This window comes from Hydrogenophaga pseudoflava, from assembly GCF_031020795.1.
GTDB lineage: Bacteria > Pseudomonadota > Gammaproteobacteria > Burkholderiales > Burkholderiaceae_C > Hydrogenophaga > Hydrogenophaga pseudoflava_A.
The window spans coordinates 999421-1018285 of sequence record NZ_JAVHJP010000001.1 but is presented as its reverse complement, the minus strand read 5'-3'; the positions used below and the strand labels follow the sequence as shown (position 1 = coordinate 1018285).

The window sequence follows — 18865 nt, the reverse complement described above, 5'->3', positions numbered from 1 at the left end:
CCTGACGCAAGCCGCCAGCCTGGGTGGGCGACTCCAATCCCCGCGCGGGAATGTTCCCGTGACGAGGAAGAAGTTGATCATGTCGAAGAAGCACATCATTGCCATCGCAGCCCTCACCACCCTGGTGGCCGCCCCCGTGCTGGCCCAGGACCTCAAGGCCGGCGACCTGCTGGTCCGCGCCCGCGCCGTGCATCTGAACAGCGCCAACAAGGACAGCACCGGCCTGGACCTGTCCATCAACAACAAGTGGCTGCCAGAGGTGGACTTCACCTATTTCCTGAGTCCCAACCTGGCCGCCGAGCTGATCCTGACCGTGCCGCAGAAGCACACCCTGTCCGCCGGCAGCGCCGAAATTGGCAGCCTCAAGCACCTGCCGCCCACCCTCAGCGTCCAGTACCACTTCCCGGCTGGCCCGGTGAAGCCCTATGTGGGTGCGGGTTTGAACTACACCCGCTTCAGCTCGGTGAACCTGCCGGCCGGCGTGGACATCAAGCGCAACAGCGTGGGCGCCGCGCTGCAGGCCGGCGTCGACATCCCCGTGGGCAAGGACCTGTACCTCAACGTCGACGTGAAGAAGGTCTACATCGGCACCAAGGTCTCGGCCGGTGGCAGCGAGATCGGCAAGTTCAAGGTCGATCCGGTGCTGGTGGGCGTGGGCCTGGGCTGGAAGTTCTGATTCAGCGCTCGTCGTAGCTGACCACCAGCGTGCTGGTGGTCGGCCGCGCCTGGCAGGACAGCACGAAGCCCTTGTCGGTCTCCCAGGGCTCGAGGGTGAAGTTCTTGTCCATGCTCACCGCGCCCTCCATCACCTTGGCCCGGCAGGTGCAGCAGACGCCGCCCTTGCACGACCAGGGCAGGTCCAGGCCGGCGCCGAGGGCGACATCGAGCACGCGTTCGTCCCGGTTCATGCGCAGCGCGTGCGACTTGCCGTCGACCACCACGGTCAGGGCCACCTCGCCGTCGGTGCGCACGGCGGGGTGACCGAGCACCGCGGTCTTTCGCTGCTCTGCGGGCAGGGCTTCGAGCGTCGGCGAGGTGAAGCGCTCGGTGTGGATGCGGTCGGGCCGCACGCCGGCCTCCCGCAGCGCCTGTTCCGTTGATTCGATCATGGCCTCGGGGCCGCAGACAAACACCTCGTCCATGCTGCCCACGGGCAGCAGCGCGGCGATGATCTCGCGCACCTTGGCACCGTCGATGCGGCCTTCGAGCAGCGGCACCTCCAGCGACTGGCGCGAGAGCACATGGATTAGCGTCAGCCGGTCCGGGTAGCGGTCCTTGAGGTCCTGCAGGGCCTCGTTGAACATCACGCTGGCCATGCGGCGGTTGCCGTAGACCAGGGTGAACTTCGCGTCGGGCGACTCTTCCAGGGTGCTCGTCATGATCGACAGGATGGGCGTGATGCCCGAGCCCGCCGCAAAACCCACGCGGTGGATCGCGCGCGGCTTGTGGATGGTGAAGCGCCCGTCCGGCGGCATCACGCGCAGCGTGTCGCCCGCCTTGAGCTGCGTGGCCGCCCAGTTGGAGAACACCCCGCCTTCTACCGGGCGGATGCCCAGCGTGACTTCACCATGTTCGACGAGGCGGCTGCGCGGGCTGCTGATGGAGTAGCTGCGGCGCACGTCCTGGCCGCCGATGTCGGCGCGCAGGGTCAGGAACTGGCCGGGCTCGAATGCGAAGGTCTCGCGCAGGGGCTCGGGAATCGCCAGCGAGACGGCGACCGCGCCGGCCGCTTCCGGATCGACGCGGGAAACGGTGAGTTCGTGGAAGCGGGAGGCGGCGGTGCTCATGGTTCAGTACGGCTTGAAATAGTCGAAGGGTTCCAGGCAGTCCAGGCAGCGGTGAAGTGCCTTGCAGGCCGTGGAGCCGAAAGGCGCGGTCTGTGTCGTGTTGTGCGATCCGCATTGCGGGCAGGGGACACGAACCGGTGTGGCCGCGTGCCGGCTGAACTGCAGCACACCGGCGGGCGAGGCGGGCTGGCTGCCGCACTGCGGTGGCGCGATGCCGTAGGCGCGCAACTTCTCTTTCGCGGCTTCGCTCATCCAGTCGGTGGTCCAGGCGGGCGAGAGCTGGGTCACCACGCGGCCGGGCAGTCCCGCATCACGCAGCGTCGCCACGATGTCGTCCTCGATCTGGCCCATGGCCGGGCAGCCGCTGTAGGTGGGCGTGATGACCACCTCCGGCACACCGTCGCTTCCCACGCGCACGGCGCGAAGGATGCCCAGCTCACCCAGGCTCATCACCGGAATCTCCGGGTCGGCCAAGTGCGCCACGGCCTGGGCCACGGCCTGCAGGGACGAATCGGCGGCCACGCCCATGGGGTTCACCAGACGGCGGTCGGGTGGGCGCGGGCCAGGCTCTGCATCTCGGCCAGCAGGAAGCCCAGGTGCTCTGTGTGCACGCCCACATGGCCCTGGGCCACATAGCCCTGGTGCGGCTGGTCGTGGCGCGTCAGCGTGGCCTCGGCCAGCGTTTCGTTGACCAGCGTGTTCCAGTCGCCGCGCAGCGCGGTGATGTCCACACCGGTGCCGTCCTGCGCCGCGGCGCGCTCGGCCGGGCCGGGCTGCCAGAAAGCCTCGCAGTAGGGCAGCAGGTGGTCGACGGCGGCCTGGGCGCGGTGGTGCGATTCTTCGGTGCCGTCGCCGAAGCGCACCAGCCAGTCGCCCGCGTGTTGCAGGTGGTAGCGCACCTCCTTGAGCGACTTGGCCGCGATGCCGGCCAGCTGCGCGTCCTTCGACGCCTGCAGCCGGTCCCAGACCAGCACCATGAGGGCGCTGACCAGGAAGTTGCGGGTGATGGTGGTGGCGTAGTCGCGCTCGGCCACCGCATAGCCGACCAGTGCGCCGTGGTGCGGCAACTCCATGAGCGTGTGGTTGCGGAACTCGGCGGTGTCGCGGAAGTAGGCCAGGGTGTCTTCGGTCACCCGGCCATCCTGACGCGCGCCCTGCAGGTGCGCGAAGCGCTGCGCCAGTGCGGCGTCGCTGTTGATCAGGTCGGCCGCGTGCTGGTAGAGCAGGCGGGCCTGTCCGATCAGGTCCAGGCTGTTGTTGGCCAGGGCCAGGTCTTCCTCGAGGATGGGGCCATGGCCGCACCACTCGGCGTTGCGCTGCCCCAGCACCAGGGCGCTGTCGGCGAGGTGCAGCAAATAGTCGACCGGCGCCTTCATCACATGTGCCCCACTTTTTCCGGAATCTCGTAAAAGGTGGGGTGCCGGTAGACCTTGTCGGCCGCGGGGTCGAAGAAGCTGTCCTTGCTGTCGGGCTCGCTGGCCGTGATGGCGGTCGAGGGCACGACCCAGATGCTCACCCCTTCCTGGCGGCGGGTGTAGACGTCGCGCGCCATCTGCAGCGCGTGGCGCGCATCGCTGGCGTGCAGGCTTCCGCAGTGCTTGTGTTCCAGGCCCTGCTTGCTGCGGACAAAGACTTCCCAGAGGGGCCATTCCTTCAAAGCGGGCGCGTTCATGCAGCCTCCTTCTGTTGGCGTTGTTGCTGCTTGGTGGCGTGGGCGAGGGCGGCTTCGCGCACCCAGGCCCCTTGCTCGTGCGCCTTGACCCGGGTGGCCAGGCGCTCTTTGTTCATCGGGCCGTTTCCGTTGACCGTGGCCCAGAACTCGTCCCAGTCGATCTGTCCGTAGTCGTAGTGACCGCGTGCTTCGTTCCACCTCAGGTCGGGGTCGGGCAGGGTCACGCCCAGCACCTCGGCCTGTGGCACGGTGGCGTCGATGAACTTCTGGCGCAGGTCGTCGTTGCTGATGCGCTTGATGCCCCAGCGCATGCCCTGCACGCTGTGGGGGCTGTCGGCGTCCGGTGGGCCGAACATGGCGAGGCACTTCCACCAATAGCGGTTCACGGCGTCCTGCACCATGGCCTTCTGCCCGGCCGTGCCCTGCATCATCACCAGCAGGGCCTCGTAGCCCTGGCGCTGGTGGAAGCTCTCTTCCTTGCAGACGCGGATCATGGCGCGCGCATACGGCCCGTAGCTGCAGCGGCACAGCGGGATCTGGTTCATGATCGCCGCGCCGTCCACCAGCCAGCCGATCACGCCCACGTCCGCCCAGTTGAGCGTCGGGTAGTTGAAGATCGAGCTGTACTTGGCCTTGCCGCTGTGCAGCGCGTCCAGCATCTGGTCGCGGCTGGTGCCCAGGGTTTCGGCGGCGCTGTACAGATACAGACCGTGGCCCCCCTCGTCCTGCACCTTGGCGATCAGGATGGCCTTGCGTTTGAGGCTGGGTGCGCGGCTGATCCAGTTGCCCTCGGGCAGCATGCCGACGATCTCGCTGTGGGCGTGCTGGCTGATCTGGCGCACCAAGGTCTTGCGGTAGGCCTCTGGCATCCAGTCGCGCGGTTCGACCTTGCCGTCGGCGTCGATCACGGTGTCGAAATGCGCCTGCAGCGCGGCGTCCTCGGCGCGGATGGGGGTGGCACCGGCCTTGGGTGCGCCCTTGGCGTCGCCGTCGGCGACTGAAAAAGACTGGGTGTACATGCGCGTCTCCTGCACCCGTCAGGCGGGGTGGAAACGCAGTATAGGGAATTAACCGACCGGTCGGTTGGTTAATTCGCCGGTGGCGGGTCGGGATTTACCCGGGGCCTGTGGTTCGCTCCTCAGGCCCCGCTGGCTTCCACGGACTTCGACTGGCCGCGGCCCCGTCCGAGCAGCGTCACGAGCAGTGGCAGCGTGGCCTGCAGCTCGGCCTTCAGTGTGTGCGGCGGGTTGACCACGAACATGCCGCTGGCGGTCAGGCCCGGGCGCTCGCCGAGGGCCAGCGGGCCATGCCCGATGCTCAGCGTGGCGTGCAGCCAGGAGCGCTGGGCCTGGTTGCACAGGGTCTTGAGTCGGCGCGGCAGGTCGTGCGCCTCGGCGCGGGGAATGACCGGGTACCAGACCAGATAAGTGCCCGTGGGGAAGCGCTTGAGACACTCCTGTATGCAGGCGCTCACTTTCGCGTAATCGCTCTTGATCTCGTAGCTCGGATCGATCAGCACCAGGGCGCGCTTGGAGCCCGACGCCGAGGGCGGGGGTGGCAGCAGGGGCTTGAGCCCCTCAAAGCCGTCCTGCAGCGCCACCGCGATTTGGCGCCCGGCTTCGAGCTGGGCGATGTTGGCGCTCAGCGTGCGGCTGTCGGTCGGGTGCAGCTCGAAGAGTTTCAGGCGGTCGCGCGATTCTGCGCGCATCAGCGACTGCATCACGAACGGCGAACCCGGGTAGATGCGCAACTGGCCGTCCGGGTTGAAGCCCGCAATCAGGTCGAGGTAGTCGTCCAGCGCCGTGGTGGACGTGGGTGGCGTGCCGGTGGCCGGCCTCATTGCCGCCATCAGCTTCACAATGCCATCAGCCGCTTCACCGCCCTTTTCGGCGTAGTCGCCGTCCAGCCGGTAGAGACCGGCGCCCGCGTGGGTGTCGACCAGGGTGATGCCCGCCTCCTTCTTCATCAAGTGGCGCAGCGTGGCCATCAGGGTGATGTGTTTGAGCACGTCGGCGTGGTTGCCGGCATGAAAGGCGTGGCGGTAACTGAACATCGGGCGATGGTAGCGCCGGCCGACCCGTTGCGGGTCCTGTTTGCCAGCCAGCGGCGAAAAATCGTACAATGCTCGGCTTCGCAGCGATTTCGTGGCCCCGCGGCGAAGTGTTTGAACACCACCTAAGAGCGTTCCGTCAGAGAACGACCGACCGTGGAAAAGGGTCCGCCAAACCAACTCGCAAGAGAAAACTCATGACCAAAACGTTCAGCGCCAAGCCCGCTGACGTGAAGCACGAGTGGTTTGTGATTGACGCAACCGACAAGGTTCTCGGACGGGTCGCCAGTGAAGTGGCCCTCCGTCTGCGCGGCAAGCACAAGGCCATCTACACGCCTCACGTCGACACCGGTGACTTCATCGTCATCATCAATGCAGCCAAGCTGCGTGTGACCGGTGCCAAGAACACCGACAAGATGTACTACCGTCACTCGGGCTTCCCGGGCGGTATCTACGCCACCAGCTTCCGCGACATGCAGGCCAAGCACCCCGGCCGCGCGCTCGAGAAGGCCGTCAAGGGCATGCTGCCCAAGGGTCCTCTGGGCTACGCCATGATCAAGAAGCTCAAGGTGTACGGCGGCGCCGAGCACCCGCACACCGCCCAACAGCCGCAAGTGCTGGACATCTGAGGAGCCGACGATGATTGGTGAATGGAACAATGGCACCGGCCGTCGCAAATCCAGCGTCGCCCGTGTGTTTCTGAAAAAAGGCACCGGCAAGATCACGGTCAACGGCAAGGACATCGAGCAGTTCTTCGGCCGCCAGACCTCGATCATGATCGCCAAGCAGCCCCTGCTGCTGACGAACAACGCAGAGGCGTTCGACATCCAGGTGAACGTGCACGGTGGTGGTGAATCCGGCCAGGCCGGCGCCGTCCGCCACGGCATCACCCGCGCCCTGATCGACTACGACGCCGCACTGAAGTCCGAGCTGTCCAACGCTGGCTTCGTGACCCGCGACGCTCGCGAGGTCGAGCGTAAAAAGGTCGGTCTGCGTTCTGCACGCCGCGCCAAGCAGTTCAGCAAGCGCTAATTCGCTGTTCACTGCCGCAGAAACCGCCTTCAAGCTCGTCTTGGGGCGGTTTTTGTTTTTTGTGACCATCTGTTTCCGGAAAGGAGCCGTCCGATGAGGTTGCGTTTGCTGCGCCGAAGGCTGACGGTCAGTGCGCCGCGCATGGCCATTCGCAGCGCCACGCCCTGGCCGCTGCGCTGGCTGCTGGCGGCGGTGGTGCTGGGGTTCTCCGGGGCACTGGCACTCTGGGCCTTCGAGTTCGGGAAGGAGATTGCCGGGCTGGATCGAAATGCCAAACAGGAGCTGCAGACATTGCGCGCCGAAGTGCGGCAGCTGCGGGAGGCCCTGGGCAAGGCGCAATCTGTGGCCAATACTTCCGAGAGCCTGCTGACCACCGAGAAGACCGCGCAGGAGCAACTGCTCCTGCAGATACGGCAGCTGCAGGCCGACAACCTGACGCTGCGCAGTGATCTCGGTTTCTTCGAGCGCCTGATTCCTGGCACCGGTTCCGATGCTTTGAGCATCCGGGGGCTTCAGATTGAACGGGTCGCCGAGGCCCAGCTCCGATGGCAGGTCCTGATGATCCAGGCTGAAAAGAACGCCCCCGAGTTCAAGGGGCAGCTGGAGATCAGTTTCACCGGCACGCTCGACGGCAAACCCTGGGCGGCGCAGCACGCGTCGACGCCACAGGCGGTGCTGATCAAGGGCTATCTGCGGCAGGAAGGGCTGGTGGACGTGCCGCCGCAGGCCGTGGTAAAAACCGTCTCCGCCAGAATCCTCCAGGGTGGGGCCGTGAAGGCTCTGCACACCATCAAACTCTGATTCCGTTGCACCGGAGCACGACATGTTCAACAAGAAAAAGCAGCCACCCATCAAGAGTCTGATCGCGCAGGGCACCCGGATCGAAGGCAATGTGCTGTTTCACGACGGGCTGCGGGTGGACGGCGATGTGGTGGGTGACATCCGTGCCAGCGACGAGCAGCCCAGCATCCTGGTGATCAGTGAGTCGGCCAGCGTGACGGGTCAGATACACGCCGATCATGTGATCATCAACGGCACGGTCAAGGGGCCGGTGTTCGCCTTCGAGCTGCTGGAACTGCAACCCAAGGCCCGCATCGAAGGCGACGTGTCCTACAAGTCGCTGGAAATGCACCAGGGGGCCACCATTGCGGGTCAGCTCAAGCCCATGACCGGCAGTCTCGAAGACAAACCCACACTGAAACTGGCGGCAAACAACGGCTGAGCGCAATCCCGAGTGATTTGCCCTACCATTCGGGGTCAGCGTGTGTGAGTCAGGCTCGCACGCCACCGCCCCACCGTACCGAGGAACACCATGAGCGCCGTCGCCGAATCCACCCAGACCGAAATGCCCGCACCCCTGATCTTCACCGACAGCGCCGCCGCCAAGGTGGCCGATCTGGTGGCCGAGGAGGGCAATCCGGACCTCAAGCTGCGCGTGTTCGTTCAGGGCGGAGGCTGCTCCGGCTTCCAGTATGGCTTCACCTTTGACGAGGTGGTGAACGAGGACGACACGCAGATGACGAAGAACGGCGTGTCCCTGCTCATTGATGCCATGAGCTACCAGTACCTGGTGGGTGCCGAGATCGACTACAAGGAAGACCTCGAAGGGGCCCAGTTCGTGATCCGCAACCCGAATGCCACCACCACCTGTGGCTGCGGATCCAGCTTCAGCGTCTGAGCCCTCTTTCAAGCTGGCAACAAAAAGGGAGCCCATGGCTCCCTTTTTGTTTGGCACTGGCGGGTGCGTCGCTTATTGCGCGCTGGCTTGCTGAACCATGGCCGCGGCGTCGAGTTGCGTCCGCATCGACTGGGCGACGGCGTCGAAACGGGCACGGGCTGCGGGGCTCACCGGGATGCTCTCGCTCCGGCGGGCGATGGCCAGCGGATCCTGGTGCACGCCATTGTCGCGGAACTCGAAATGCAGGTGGGGACCGGTGGACAGTCCGGTGGAACCGACCGCGCCAATGAACTCCCCTTGGGCGACCTTCTGGCCCACTTTGACGTCGATGCGGCTGAGGTGGCCAAAGAGCGTCGTCTGGTTGTCGCGGTGCCGCACCTCGATGGTGTTGCCGTACCCGCGCTGCCAGCCGGCGAAGGTCACCACGCCGTCGCCGATGGTGCGCACCGGCGTGCCAGTGGGGGCCGCGTAGTCCACGCCGAGGTGGGCCTTCTGCTGGCCGGAGATGGGGTGGAAGCGCATGCCGTAGCCACTGCTCACCCGCGAGAATTCCAGCGGCGAGGCGAGGTAGGACTTGCGCGAGCTCTGGCCATCAAAGCCGTAATAGGCGCCTTTGAGTCCGGGTTCTTCGAACCAGACGGCCTCGTGCTCTCGCCCGTCGTTGATGAACTCGGCGCTTAGCACGCGGCCGGCACGAAGCGACTCGCCATCGGCTTCCAGGCTCTCGTACACCACGGAGAAACGGTCGCCCTCGCGAAGGTCGCGCCGGAAGTCGATGTCGCCGGAGAACATTTCTGCCAGTTGCACGGCCACGCTGTCCGGCAGACCGGCTTCGTCGGTGGCAGCGAACAGGGAACTGCGGATCACACCGCTGGCCAGTCGTGACTGGACGGTGAGTTCACCACTTTCCACACGGGAGCTGAAGCCGTCGCCCTGGCGCTCGATCACCAGGCGCTGGAAGCTGCGGCCATCGTCGGGCAGCCAGCGGGCTGTCAGCCGGACCAGTTCCTGGCGGCTGTTGGCTTCCACGGTGACGAGCTTGCCGGTCCGGCCCGCAAACAGCTCGTGGGCATTGCTGTCGCTGCGGAACAGGGCGACCGCCGCCGCATCCACCACCCCCAGGCGCTGCAGCAGGCTCTGAGGGGTGTCGTCGCGCCGCAGGGTGTCGCTGCGGAAGAGCGACCAGGTGTCGAGCGCCGCTCCTTCGAGCGGGGCCAGTGGCTGGGCCTGGATCTCTTCGACCACCTGCCGAACGGGCAGCAGGGAGGCATCAGGGGCCAGGGGGGCAATGCCGAAGGCGGTGACGCCAGTGCCCAGCAGCAGCACACCGATGCCGGCCATCACGCGGCGGGGATGGCGGGCGATGCTGGACAGCAGGGAATCGCTGGTGGCTCGTGCCAGGGTGGGCAGTTGGTTGTGGCGAGAGGTGAACTTCAAAATCGGTGTCCGGCAAAAGCGGCGAACGAAGCCGCCTGTCGTCAGAAGAACCTGCCCTGATCACTCGTACGGAGGCTGAGCAGCGGAGCGCGCCCACTAGAATCCGGGGCTCGCCAAACCCGCAATTGTAGCCCCGCAAGGGGGTTGCGCATCTGAAAAAACCCTTATGAATCACAGCGATACCGATGTTTCAGCCGTGTCCTTGCCGGCCGGCGGAGCTGTCCAGCCGACGGACGGCGTGCGCGAGGCGCTGGCGGTGACTTTGAGGGGGTGCGACGAGCTGATTCCGCAGGACGATTGGGTGAAAAAGCTGGCGAAGTCGGAGCAGACCGGCGTGCCGCTGCGCATCAAGCTGGGCCTGGACCCGACGGCGCCCGACATCCACATCGGCCACACAGTGGTGCTCAACAAGATGCGCCAGCTGCAGGACCTGGGGCACCAGGTGATCTTCCTGATCGGGGATTTCACCAGCCTGATCGGCGACCCTTCGGGCCGCAACAGCACCCGCCCGCCGCTCACCCCCGAGCAGATCAAGGCCAACGCCGAGACCTACTACAAACAGGCCAGCCTGGTGCTGGACCCGGCGAAGACCGAGATCCGCTACAACAGCGAATGGAGCCTGCCGCTGGGCTCGATGGGCCTGATCCAGCTGGCGGCCAAGTACACGGTGGCGCGCATGATGGAGCGCAACGACTTCCACGACCGCTTCAAGGCCGGCACGCCGATCAGCGTGCACGAGTTCCTGTACCCGCTGATGCAGGGCTACGACTCGGTGGCGCTCAAGGCCGACCTGGAGCTGGGTGGCACGGACCAGAAGTTCAACCTGCTGATGGGGCGTCACCTGCAGCAGGAATACGGCCAGGAGCCCCAGTGCATCCTGACCATGCCGCTGCTCGAAGGCCTGGACGGCGTCGAGAAGATGTCCAAGTCCAAGAACAATTACATCGGCATCACCGAAGAGCCCAACACCATGTTCGCCAAGGTGCTGTCGATTTCGGACACGCTGATGTGGCGCTGGTACACGCTGCTGTCCTTCAAGTCGATGGCCGAGATCGAGGCGCTGAAGAAGGAAGTGGAGGCCGGTCGCAACCCCAAGGACGCGAAGGTGATGCTGGCCAAGGAAATCACCGCGCGCTTTCACAGCGCGGCCGCGGCCGATGCGGCGGAGCAGGATTTCATCAACCGCAGCAAGGGCGGGGTGCCGGACGAAATTCCGGAGGTGTCTTTGGCGGGTGCGCCGATGGGCGTGGCGGCGCTGCTGAATGCGGCGGGGCTGGTGGCGTCCAACGGCGAGGGCAACCGCCTGATCGACGGCGGTGGCGTGCGCATCGACTCGTCGGTGGTCAGCGACAAGGGGTTGAAGCTGGGTGCTGGCGTTTACGTCGTGCAGGTGGGCAAGCGGAAGTTTGCTCGCGTGACTTTGGCCTGAGTTTTCATTCCTGCGTTGTGTCGGGATCGGGGCGCCAGCGCGCTCTGTTCCGTTCGTGTCCCCCGGACCGGCTGCGCCGGTCCTCCTCCTTTACCTCACTGCACAGAACGCGCTGTCACCCCGTTCCGAAGTGATGTGGGCGTGCAACCATGGGCGCGCCCAAGTTTGTGCGGCCCAAAGCGATGGGGCGGATGGCGCAGCGAAGTAAAGGAGGAGGGCTGGCGCAGCCAGCCCGGGGGACATGAGCGGAGCCGTCCGCCCCATCGCTTTGGGCCATGAGGCAACGCGGGAGAGCAAGAGGCTCACCGAGCCCCAGCCTTCTCCAGCAACGCAACCATGGCCGTGAACCCGCGAGCCTTCGCCAGCGCCAACGGCGTCTGACCACTGCGGTCCGTCAGCTGGAGATTCGCCCCCGCGTCGATCAGCGCCTTCAGCGTCGCCTGGTGCCGTGCACCGCCGTCGCCCAGCACGATGGACTCGATCACCGCCGTCCAGTGCAGGTTGTTCACATGGTCCAGCGGCGCGCCGGCCGCGATCAGCTGCCGCACGACACCGTCGTGCCCCAGGTGCGCCGCCGCGATCAGGGCCGTGCCGTCGTAGCGGCTGGTGACCTGCTTCGCGCTGGCACCCAGTTCCAGCAGCACCTTCAGCGTGGCCTCGTCGTCCGCGACCGACGCGATGGTCACCGCGTCATAGCGGTCGGCCTCCAGCCGGTTCAGATCGGCGCCCGTCTTTGCCAGCGCACCGATCGCCTCGCGCTGGCGGGCGAACGTGGCCACGTGCAGCGGCGTGCGGCCGTAGCCGTCGGTGGCGTTCAGCGCGGCGCCCGACGCGACCAGGCGCTGGACCTTGGCCACATCGCCCTTGTGGGCGGCCGCGTGGAGACCGGTGTAGGCCGCGGCCTCGGCCGCGCCGGGCGCGACCTGGGCCGTTGCGGTGACGCCGCCGAACGCCAGCGACAGGGCCAGCAGCAGGGCTTTCATTTCAGCAGGTCCGCGACCTTGGCAATGCCGGCGTTCGCGCACTGCTCGTCCAGATGCCCGCCGGGTGCACCGCCCACGCCGACCGCGCCGATCACCTCGTTGCCCACCTTCACCGGCACCCCGCCGCCGAGCACCAGGAAACCGGGGATGTCCACCAGCGTCTGCGCACCGGGGTTCTTCTGCACGCTTTCCAGCATCGCGGCCGTGGTGTTGCGCGCCGAGGCCGAGGTGTAGGCCTTGGCCTGCGCGGCGCCCACGGTGTGCGGGCCGGCGTTGTCGGCGCGCTGCAGCGCGCGCAGGGTGCCGGCGCGGTCGACCACGGCGGCGGCGACGTTGTAGTTGCTGGCGGCACACGCGGCGACCGTGGCAGCGGCGATCTGGTTGGCCAGCTCCAGCGACATGTTCTTTTCGGTGCGCACGGCCTGTGCGCTGGCGGCACCGGCGATCAGGGACAGGACGAGGGCGGTGGCGGAAGCGGTGACTTTCATTTGGTTCTCCTGGGGTTGGATGCGGTTGGATCAACCGTGGGAGAACTGTAGAAATTCAGCGGCAGCCGGCCCATTCGGACGGCTACGTGCCGGGCTCCGTAGAACTACGGAGCGGCACCGGCGCCCGGGGCCTCAACCGGCGGACGCCTCGTCCACCAGGGCCGCGTAGTGCCGGATCAGCTGCGCCAGCGACTCGGCCTGCAGCTTGGCGAACAGGTTGGCGCGGTGCGTCTCCACCGTGCGCGGCGAGAGGTCGAGCGCACGGCCGATCTCCTTGTTGGTCAGGCCCGAGACGATCAGACCCAGCACCTCGCGTTCGCGCTCGGAGAGCTGCGCGTAGCGTTCGCGCGCCGCGCGGTCGGCCTGGTGTCGCTCGCGGGTGCGCACGTGCTGGCGCACCGCGTTCTGCAGCGCCTCGATCAGCAACTCGTCGTTGACCGGCTTCTCCAGGAACTCGGCCGCGCCGGCCTTGAACGCGCGGCGGCACATCTCCACCGTGCCGTGTCCGGTGAGCATGATCACCGGCTGGTCCACGCCCTGCGCCACCAGCGTGTCGAGCACGGTCAGGCCGCTGATGCCGGGCATGCGCACGTCCAGCACGATGGCGCCGATGCCGTCGCGGTCGAAGCCGTCGAGAAAGGCCTGCGGGTCGGACCAGGTCGTCACCCGCAGGCCCACGGTGCCGATCAGCAGCGCGAGGCTTTCACGCACCGCCGCGTCGTCGTCAATCAGGTGGATGGTGGGAGAGAGGCTGGTCATGGGTTGCCCCCGGAGAGCGGCAGGCGCAGTGTGAACACCGCGCCGCCGCCCGCCTGGTTCGTGGCGGCGAGCGACCCGCCCATGCCCTGGGCCAGCGTCTCGCACAGCGACAGGCCCAGGCCCAGCCCGCCTTCACGGGTGGAGAAGAACGGCTCGAACAGGCGCGGCAGGGCCTCGGCGGCGATGCCGGGGCCCCGGTCCGCCACACCCAGTTCGCCCATCCCGCCCTCGCGACGGGTGGTCAGCGTGAGCGCGCGGGTGGCCGGGTCCACCGCGTCCATCGCCTGCAGCGCGTTCATCAGCAGGTTGTGCACGATCTGGTCGACGGCCACCGGGTCGCCGGTCACCGCCACCACGGCATCGGCCTGCACCTGCGGCGCCACGCCGCGCCGGCGGCATTCCGGTTCAAGCAGGTGGACCGCCCGCCGCGCCGCCTCGCCCAGGTCCAGCGGGAGCAGCGCGGACGACACACCGTCCGGCGTGCCGGGCCGCTCCACGGTGCGCCGCAGACGGCCCACCACCTCGGCCGCGCGGCGCGACTGGTCCACCGCCTGCGCCATGGCCTGGCGCGCCGTGTCCAGTTCGGGCGGGTCCTCGGCCAGCAGGCGTTGCGCGGCCTGCGTGTTGGCGAGCACCGCAGTCAGCGGCTGGTTGAGCTCGTGCGCCATGCCGGCGGCGAGTTCGCCCAGCGTGTTCAGGCGCGCCACCTGGCCCAGGCGCAGCAGTTCTTCGGCGCGCTGCCGCGCAGTGCGCTGGCGCTGCCACTGGGCGCCCAGGGTCAACGCGGTGGCGACCAGGGCCGACCACGCCCCCATCAGGCCCCAGGGCAGTTGCGACCAGCCCAGCCGCCGTTCGGCCACCACATCGAAGGGCTGGCTGGCGGCGGCCAGGTGCTTGTGGAACTCGAAGCGCCAGCCGCCAGGGCCGGCCAGTGCGGCCGGGTCGCCGCGCTGCAGTTCGTGGCGCTGCCCCGCGTGTTCCAGCAGCACGCGCACCGGGCTGCTGTCGGCCGGCATGGGCCACTCGTCCCAAGGCACCATGCCACGCAGGTCGATGGTGAGCGCGTAGGCGGTGGGCTGGGCGGCGAGCACCAGCCGGTAGCGGCCCGAGGCCAGGTCCGGGCGGGCCAAGGCCGGCCGCCGGTCCTGCGCCGAGCGCTGCTCCGCCGCAGTCAGGTCGGGGTCGGACCAGGCGGCGCCGCGTTCGCGCCGTTGCACCGAGAGGATGTGCGGGTACAGCGACGGCAGGCGCTGCTCGGGCGCGGCGGCGCCGCTGGTGTCCGGTGCGGGTTGCAGGAGGGCGAGCGTGTCCAGGATGGCGTCGTGCTGCACGACCTGCTGGCTCAGCAGGCGGTGCACGATGCGGGCGTCGGTCTCGAACAGGGCGCGTTGGTCGTCGATGGCCTGGCGGGCGATCACGACCGCGCCGGCGGCGGCGAGCACCGCGCCGCCAAGCCACCACCACCGCACCGATCCGCCGCTCGTCCGCATGCGGCGGATTCTGTCATGGCCTCAGTCAAAGAGCGGTTTGACGTTCCAGATCTCGTCGGCGTACTCGCGGATCGTGCGGTCGGACGAGAACATGCCCATGCCCGCCACGTTGAGGATCGCCTGGCGCGCCCACTCGCCCGGGCGGCGGTAGAGCTCGTCGACCTTGTGCTGGGTGGCGACGTAGTCGGCGTAGTCGGCCAGCAGCAGGTAGTAGTCCGACTCCAGCAGGGTGCGCGTGATGTCGTGGAAACGGTTGGGCTGCTCGGGGCTGAAGGCGCCTTCGGCGATGCGGTCGATGGCGGTCTTGAGGTCGTAGTTGTGGTCGTAGTAGCGGCGCGGGTTGTAGCCGCTGGCGCGCAGGGCCGCCACCTGTTCGGTGCGGTGGCCGAAGATGAAGATGTTCTCCAGCCCCACGTTCTCGGCGATCTCGATGTTGGCGCCGTCCCAGGTGCCAATCGTCAGCGCGCCGTTGAGCGCGAACTTCATGTTGCCGGTGCCCGAGGCCTCGGTGCCGGCGGTCGAGATCTGCTCCGACAGGTCGGCGGCCGGGATGATCACCTCGGCCAGCGAGACGCGGTAGTTCGGCAGGAACACCACCTTGAGCCTGTCGCCGACGCGCTTGTCGTGGTTGACCACGCGCGCGACGTCGTTGATCAGCTTGATGACCAGCTTGGCCATGTAGTAGGCCGAGGCCGCCTTGCCGCCGAAGACCACGGTGCGCGGCACCCAGTTGTGGTTCGGGCGGGCGAGGATCTGCTGGTAGCGCGTGACCACGTGCAGCAGGTTGAGCAGCTGGCGCTTGTACTCGTGCATGCGCTTGATCTGCACATCGAACAGGCTGTCGGTGCTGACGACGATGCCGGTCTCTTGCGCGATGCGTTCGGCCAGGCGCTTCTTGTTCTGGGTCTTGGCCAGGCGGAAGGCGCTCTGGAACTCCAGGTCGTCGGCCAGCGGCCGCAGCTGCGCCAGCTCATCCAGGTTCCGGCGCCAGGTGGTGCCGATGCGCGCGTCGATCAGTGCCGACAGCGGCCGGTTGGCCTGCGACAGCCAGCGCCGTGGCGTGATGCCGTTGGTCTTGTTGTTGAAGCGCTCGGGCCACAGGCGTGCGAAGTCGGCGAAGATGGTCTTGACCATCAGGTCGCTGTGCAGGGCCGAGACGCCGTTGACCTTGTGGCTGGCCAGCACCGAGAGGTAGGCCATGCGCACGCGGCGCTGGCCGTGCTCGTCGATCAGGGAGACGCGGCGCAGCAGGTCGTTCTCGTTCGGGAAGCGGTCGTGCACCTCGGCCAGGAAGCGCGCGTTGAGGTCGTAGATGATGCGCAGGTGGCGTGGCAGCAGCCGGCCCATCAGGTCCACCGGCCAGGTCTCCAGCGCTTCGCTCATGAGGGTGTGGTTGGTGTAGCTGAAGATGCGCTGGCACAGGTCCCAGGCTGCGTCCCATTCGAGCTGGTGCTCGTCCACCAGCAGGCGCATCAGCTCGGGCACGGCCAGCGCGGGGTGGGTGTCGTTCAGGTGGATCGCGACCTTGTCGGCCAGTTGATCGAAGCTGCCGTGGCTCTTGAGGTAGCGGCGCAGGATGTCCTGCAGCGAGGCGCTGACGAAGAAGTACTCCTGGCGCAGGCGCAATTCCTTGCCGTGCTCGGTGGAGTCGTCGGGGTAGAGCACGCGTGAGACGTTCTCCGACTGGTTCTTGGCCTCCACGGCGCGCATGTAGTCGCCCTTGTTGAAGGCGTCGAGGTTGATGCCGCTGGTGGCGCGCGCGGTCCACAGGCGCAGCGTGGAGACGCTGCTGAGTTCGTGGCCGGGCACGCCGGTGTCGTACGCGGTGGCGATCACGTCGTCGGTGTCGACCCAGCGCACGTGGTCGCCCTCCTGCACCAGGCGGCCGCCGAACTGCACCTCGTAGCTGAACTCGGGTCGCATGAATTCCCAGGGGTTGCCGTTGACCATCCAGTAGTCCGGCTCCTCGACCTGGCGGCCGTCGACGATCTTCTGCGCGAACATGCCGAAGTCGTAGCGGATGCCGTAGCCCATGCCCGGCAGGCCGACCGTGGCCATCGAATCGAGGAAGCAGGCCGCCAGGCGGCCCAGGCCGCCGTTGCCCAGACCAGCGTCGGTTTCCAGGTCGATCAGGGCATCGAAGTCGGCGCCCAGCTGGGTGCAGGCCTCCCTGGCGTCGTCGTAGATGCCGACCGAGAGCAGGGCGTTGGTGAGCGCGCGGCCGGTCAGGAACTCCATCGAGAGGTAGTACACGCGCTTGGCGTCGCTGTCCTGCGAGACCGCCAGCGTCTCGCGCCAGCGGTGCATCATGCGGTCGCGCACGGCGTGGAACAGGGCGAACAGCCAGTCGCGCCGGGTGGCCGAGCGCAGGTCCTTGCCGACGGCGTAGACCAGCCGGTTGGCGATCGACTTGCGCAGCGCCGCGACACTGTTTTCCAGCTGGTCGTATTCGAAGGCGGCGGTGGCGGTGCCGACGGTGGAGGGCAGGAGCGTGTTGGGCATGTCGGTGCGTTGCAGTGCGAGGGGTGTTCGGATCAAGCAGATGCCGTGCCAGTGGCGTCGGTACGGGCCTGGGCATACACCTTGAGGGTGTCGGTGGCGGCGCGCGCCCAGTCAAAGCGCAGCGACATGGCGTGGCGCTGCACGGTGCGCCAGTCGGCCTCGCGGCGGCGCAGGGCGAAGGCGCGGCGGATCGCCGCGCGCAGCTCGGCCTCGGTCAGCCCGTGGAAGACGAAACCGCTGGCGCGGCCGTCGTCGATGTTTTCCAGGCTGCTGTCGGTGACCGTGTCGACCAGGCCGCCCACGGCGCGGACCAGCGGCAGCGTGCCGTAGCGCAGGCCGTAGAGCTGGGTCAGGCCGCAGGGTTCGAAGCGCGAGGGCACGAGGATCACGTCGCTGCCCGCGATCAGGGTGTGGGCCAGCGCTTCGTCGTAGCCGATGTGCAGGCCGACCGCGCCCGGGTGGCGCTGCGCCGCATGCTGCAGCGCCTGTTCGATCAGCGGGTCTCCCGCGCCCAGCACGGCGAGCTGGCCGCCGCGGTGCACCAGTTCGTCGACCACGCCGGGCAGCAGGTGCAGGCCCTTCTGCTCGGTCAGGCGGCTGACCACGCAGAACAACAGCGCGTCGGGGCTTTCCTGCAGGCCGAGGCGCTGCTGCAGCCGCACCTTGGCGGCGGCCTTGCCGCGCAGGTCCTCGGCGCTGTAGCCGGGCTGCACCAGCGCATCGTTGGCCGGGTCCCAGACCGCGTCGTCGACGCCGTTGAGGATGCCGTGCAGGCGGTCGCGCCGTTCGCGCAGCACGCCGTCCAGGCCGCAACCCTGCTCCTCGCCGGTGATCTCGCGCGCGTAGGTCGGGCTGACCGTGGTGAGGGCGTCGGCAAACTGCAGGCCGGCTTTCATGAACGAGACCTGGCCGTGGAACTCCAGACCGTGCAGGTGGAACAGCGCATCGGGCAGGCCCAGGCGGGCGCGGACCTGCGGGCCGAACACGCCCTGGTAGGCCAGGTTGTGCACGGTGAAGACCGTGGCGGGGCGGCGGTGGCCGGCGGCCACCAGGCGGTTCAGGTAGGCGAAGGCCAGGCCGGTGTGCCAGTCGTGGCCGTGCACCACGTCGGGCACCCAGCCACTGTCCAGACCGGTGCCCAGCAGGGCGGCGGCCCAGCCCAGCCAGGCGAACTGTTCGGCCGCGTCGGGCCAGGGCTTGCCGCCGGCGTCCTGGTAGGGGTTGCCGGGGCGGTCGTACAGGCCAGGCGCGTGCAGCAGCAGCACCGGCAGCCCGCTGGCCTCGATGCGTCCGTGCTGCAGCCAGGGCGTGGGGCCGTTCACGGTGTCGGGCCGCGGGCCGAGGCCCGGCGGCAGACCGACGGTGTCGCCCGAGGGCACCAGCAGGCTCGGCCCTTCGGGCACGACGCCCGCCACGATGGACGGGAAGGCCGGCAGCAGCAGGCGAACGTCCGCGCCCTGCGCCGCCAGGGCCGGCGGCAGGCCCGCGCTCACGTCGGCGAGACCGCCGGTCTTGAGCAGCGGAAACACCTCGGAGCAGACGTAGAGGACGCGCAGGC

General features: G+C 67.8%; 20 protein-coding genes. 7 read left to right on the top strand and 13 right to left on the bottom strand.

The genetic code is table 11. The features are described 5' to 3' along the window. Positions 1 to 79: 79 nt before the first annotated feature. A complete protein-coding gene (locus tag RCO38_RS04980) occupies positions 80 to 676 on the top strand; it encodes an OmpW/AlkL family protein (protein ID WP_308327177.1) in 597 nt (198 codons plus the stop codon). Between the two features lies 1 nt (position 677). Here the strand turns inward: RCO38_RS04980 and RCO38_RS04975 are convergent, their stop codons facing one another. From RCO38_RS04975 to RCO38_RS04950, 6 genes are all read right to left on the bottom strand, one after another. Next, positions 678 to 1787 (bottom strand): 2Fe-2S iron-sulfur cluster-binding protein, encoded by a 1110-nt coding sequence (locus tag RCO38_RS04975; protein WP_308327176.1) that lies wholly within the window; start codon positions 1785 to 1787, stop codon positions 678 to 680. Positions 1788 to 1790: 3 nt separating this feature from the next. Next, on the bottom strand, positions 1791 to 2315 hold the full coding sequence (gene paaD / locus RCO38_RS04970; protein ID WP_308327175.1) for a 1,2-phenylacetyl-CoA epoxidase subunit PaaD: 525 nt from the start codon (positions 2313 to 2315) through the stop codon (positions 1791 to 1793). 5 nt (positions 2316 to 2320) lie between these two features. Further along, complete coding sequence (paaC, locus tag RCO38_RS04965) at positions 2321 to 3163, bottom strand: 1,2-phenylacetyl-CoA epoxidase subunit PaaC (RefSeq protein ID WP_308327174.1); 843 nt, start codon at positions 3161 to 3163, stop codon at positions 2321 to 2323. Continuing rightward, on the bottom strand, positions 3163 to 3459 hold the full coding sequence (paaB, locus tag RCO38_RS04960) for a 1,2-phenylacetyl-CoA epoxidase subunit PaaB (protein ID WP_308327173.1): 297 nt from the start codon (positions 3457 to 3459) through the stop codon (positions 3163 to 3165). Before paaB ends, paaC begins: the two co-directional genes overlap by 1 nt. After that, positions 3456 to 4478 carry a 1,2-phenylacetyl-CoA epoxidase subunit PaaA gene (paaA, locus tag RCO38_RS04955; protein WP_308327172.1) on the bottom strand — a complete coding sequence of 341 codons (1023 nt, stop codon included), beginning with the start codon at positions 4476 to 4478 and terminating at the stop codon, positions 3456 to 3458. Before paaA ends, paaB begins: the two co-directional genes overlap by 4 nt. Before the next feature lie 119 nt (positions 4479 to 4597). Then, positions 4598 to 5512, bottom strand: a complete 915-nt coding sequence (locus tag RCO38_RS04950; RefSeq protein WP_308327171.1) for a 23S rRNA (adenine(2030)-N(6))-methyltransferase RlmJ — start codon at positions 5510 to 5512, stop codon at positions 4598 to 4600. 194 nt (positions 5513 to 5706) lie between these two features. Between RCO38_RS04950 and rplM the strand changes: the two genes are divergently transcribed. From rplM to erpA, 5 genes are all read left to right on the top strand, one after another. Next, positions 5707 to 6138: a 50S ribosomal protein L13 gene (gene rplM, locus RCO38_RS04945; protein WP_308327170.1), complete on the top strand. Its 432-nt coding sequence runs from the start codon at positions 5707 to 5709 to the stop codon at positions 6136 to 6138. Positions 6139 to 6148: 10 nt separating this feature from the next. Next, positions 6149 to 6541 (top strand): 30S ribosomal protein S9, encoded by a 393-nt coding sequence (gene rpsI, locus RCO38_RS04940; protein WP_308327169.1) that lies wholly within the window; start codon positions 6149 to 6151, stop codon positions 6539 to 6541. Positions 6542 to 6634: 93 nt separating this feature from the next. Beyond that, positions 6635 to 7342: a DUF6776 family protein gene (locus RCO38_RS04935; RefSeq protein ID WP_308327168.1), complete on the top strand. Its 708-nt coding sequence runs from the start codon at positions 6635 to 6637 to the stop codon at positions 7340 to 7342. A gap of 22 nt (positions 7343 to 7364) precedes the next feature. Beyond that, positions 7365 to 7763 carry a bactofilin family protein gene (locus RCO38_RS04930; protein ID WP_308327167.1) on the top strand — a complete coding sequence of 133 codons (399 nt, stop codon included), beginning with the start codon at positions 7365 to 7367 and terminating at the stop codon, positions 7761 to 7763. A 90-nt stretch (positions 7764 to 7853) separates the two neighbouring features. Beyond that, the gene (gene erpA / locus RCO38_RS04925) at positions 7854 to 8219 is read left to right on the top strand and encodes an iron-sulfur cluster insertion protein ErpA (RefSeq protein ID WP_308327166.1); all 366 of its coding nucleotides are present in this window, start codon (positions 7854 to 7856) and stop codon (positions 8217 to 8219) included. Between the two features lie 72 nt (positions 8220 to 8291). On the opposite strand, the gene RCO38_RS04920 is transcribed toward erpA, so the two are convergent. After that, a complete protein-coding gene (locus tag RCO38_RS04920; RefSeq protein WP_374694507.1) occupies positions 8292 to 9656 on the bottom strand; it encodes a M23 family metallopeptidase in 1365 nt (454 codons plus the stop codon). Between the two features lie 166 nt (positions 9657 to 9822). Between RCO38_RS04920 and tyrS the strand changes: the two genes are divergently transcribed. Further along, the gene (gene tyrS, locus RCO38_RS04915) at positions 9823 to 11085 is read left to right on the top strand and encodes a tyrosine--tRNA ligase (protein ID WP_308327165.1); all 1263 of its coding nucleotides are present in this window, start codon (positions 9823 to 9825) and stop codon (positions 11083 to 11085) included. Between the two features lie 302 nt (positions 11086 to 11387). On the opposite strand, the gene RCO38_RS04910 is transcribed toward tyrS, so the two are convergent. The 6 genes from RCO38_RS04910 to glgA all read right to left on the bottom strand — a co-directional run bounded on the left by RCO38_RS04910 (position 11388) and on the right by glgA (position 18863). Continuing rightward, positions 11388 to 12068, bottom strand: a complete 681-nt coding sequence (locus RCO38_RS04910) for an ankyrin repeat domain-containing protein (protein WP_308327164.1) — start codon at positions 12066 to 12068, stop codon at positions 11388 to 11390. Further along, positions 12065 to 12556 carry a GlcG/HbpS family heme-binding protein gene (locus tag RCO38_RS04905; RefSeq protein ID WP_308327163.1) on the bottom strand — a complete coding sequence of 164 codons (492 nt, stop codon included), beginning with the start codon at positions 12554 to 12556 and terminating at the stop codon, positions 12065 to 12067. Before RCO38_RS04905 ends, RCO38_RS04910 begins: the two co-directional genes overlap by 4 nt. A 132-nt stretch (positions 12557 to 12688) precedes the next feature. Next, positions 12689 to 13315, bottom strand: coding sequence for a response regulator transcription factor (locus tag RCO38_RS04900; RefSeq protein ID WP_308327162.1), 627 nt, complete (start codon positions 13313 to 13315; stop codon positions 12689 to 12691). Further along, a complete protein-coding gene (locus tag RCO38_RS04895; protein WP_308327161.1) occupies positions 13312 to 14805 on the bottom strand; it encodes a sensor histidine kinase in 1494 nt (497 codons plus the stop codon). The genes RCO38_RS04900 and RCO38_RS04895 overlap by 4 nt, the downstream gene beginning before the upstream one ends. 21 nt (positions 14806 to 14826) lie before the next feature. Then, on the bottom strand, positions 14827 to 17307 hold the full coding sequence (locus RCO38_RS04890; RefSeq protein WP_308327160.1) for a glycogen/starch/alpha-glucan phosphorylase: 2481 nt from the start codon (positions 17305 to 17307) through the stop codon (positions 14827 to 14829). 32 nt (positions 17308 to 17339) lie between these two features. Next, a complete protein-coding gene (glgA, locus tag RCO38_RS04885) occupies positions 17340 to 18863 on the bottom strand; it encodes a glycogen synthase GlgA (protein ID WP_308327332.1) in 1524 nt (507 codons plus the stop codon). Positions 18864 to 18865 lie beyond the last annotated feature (2 nt).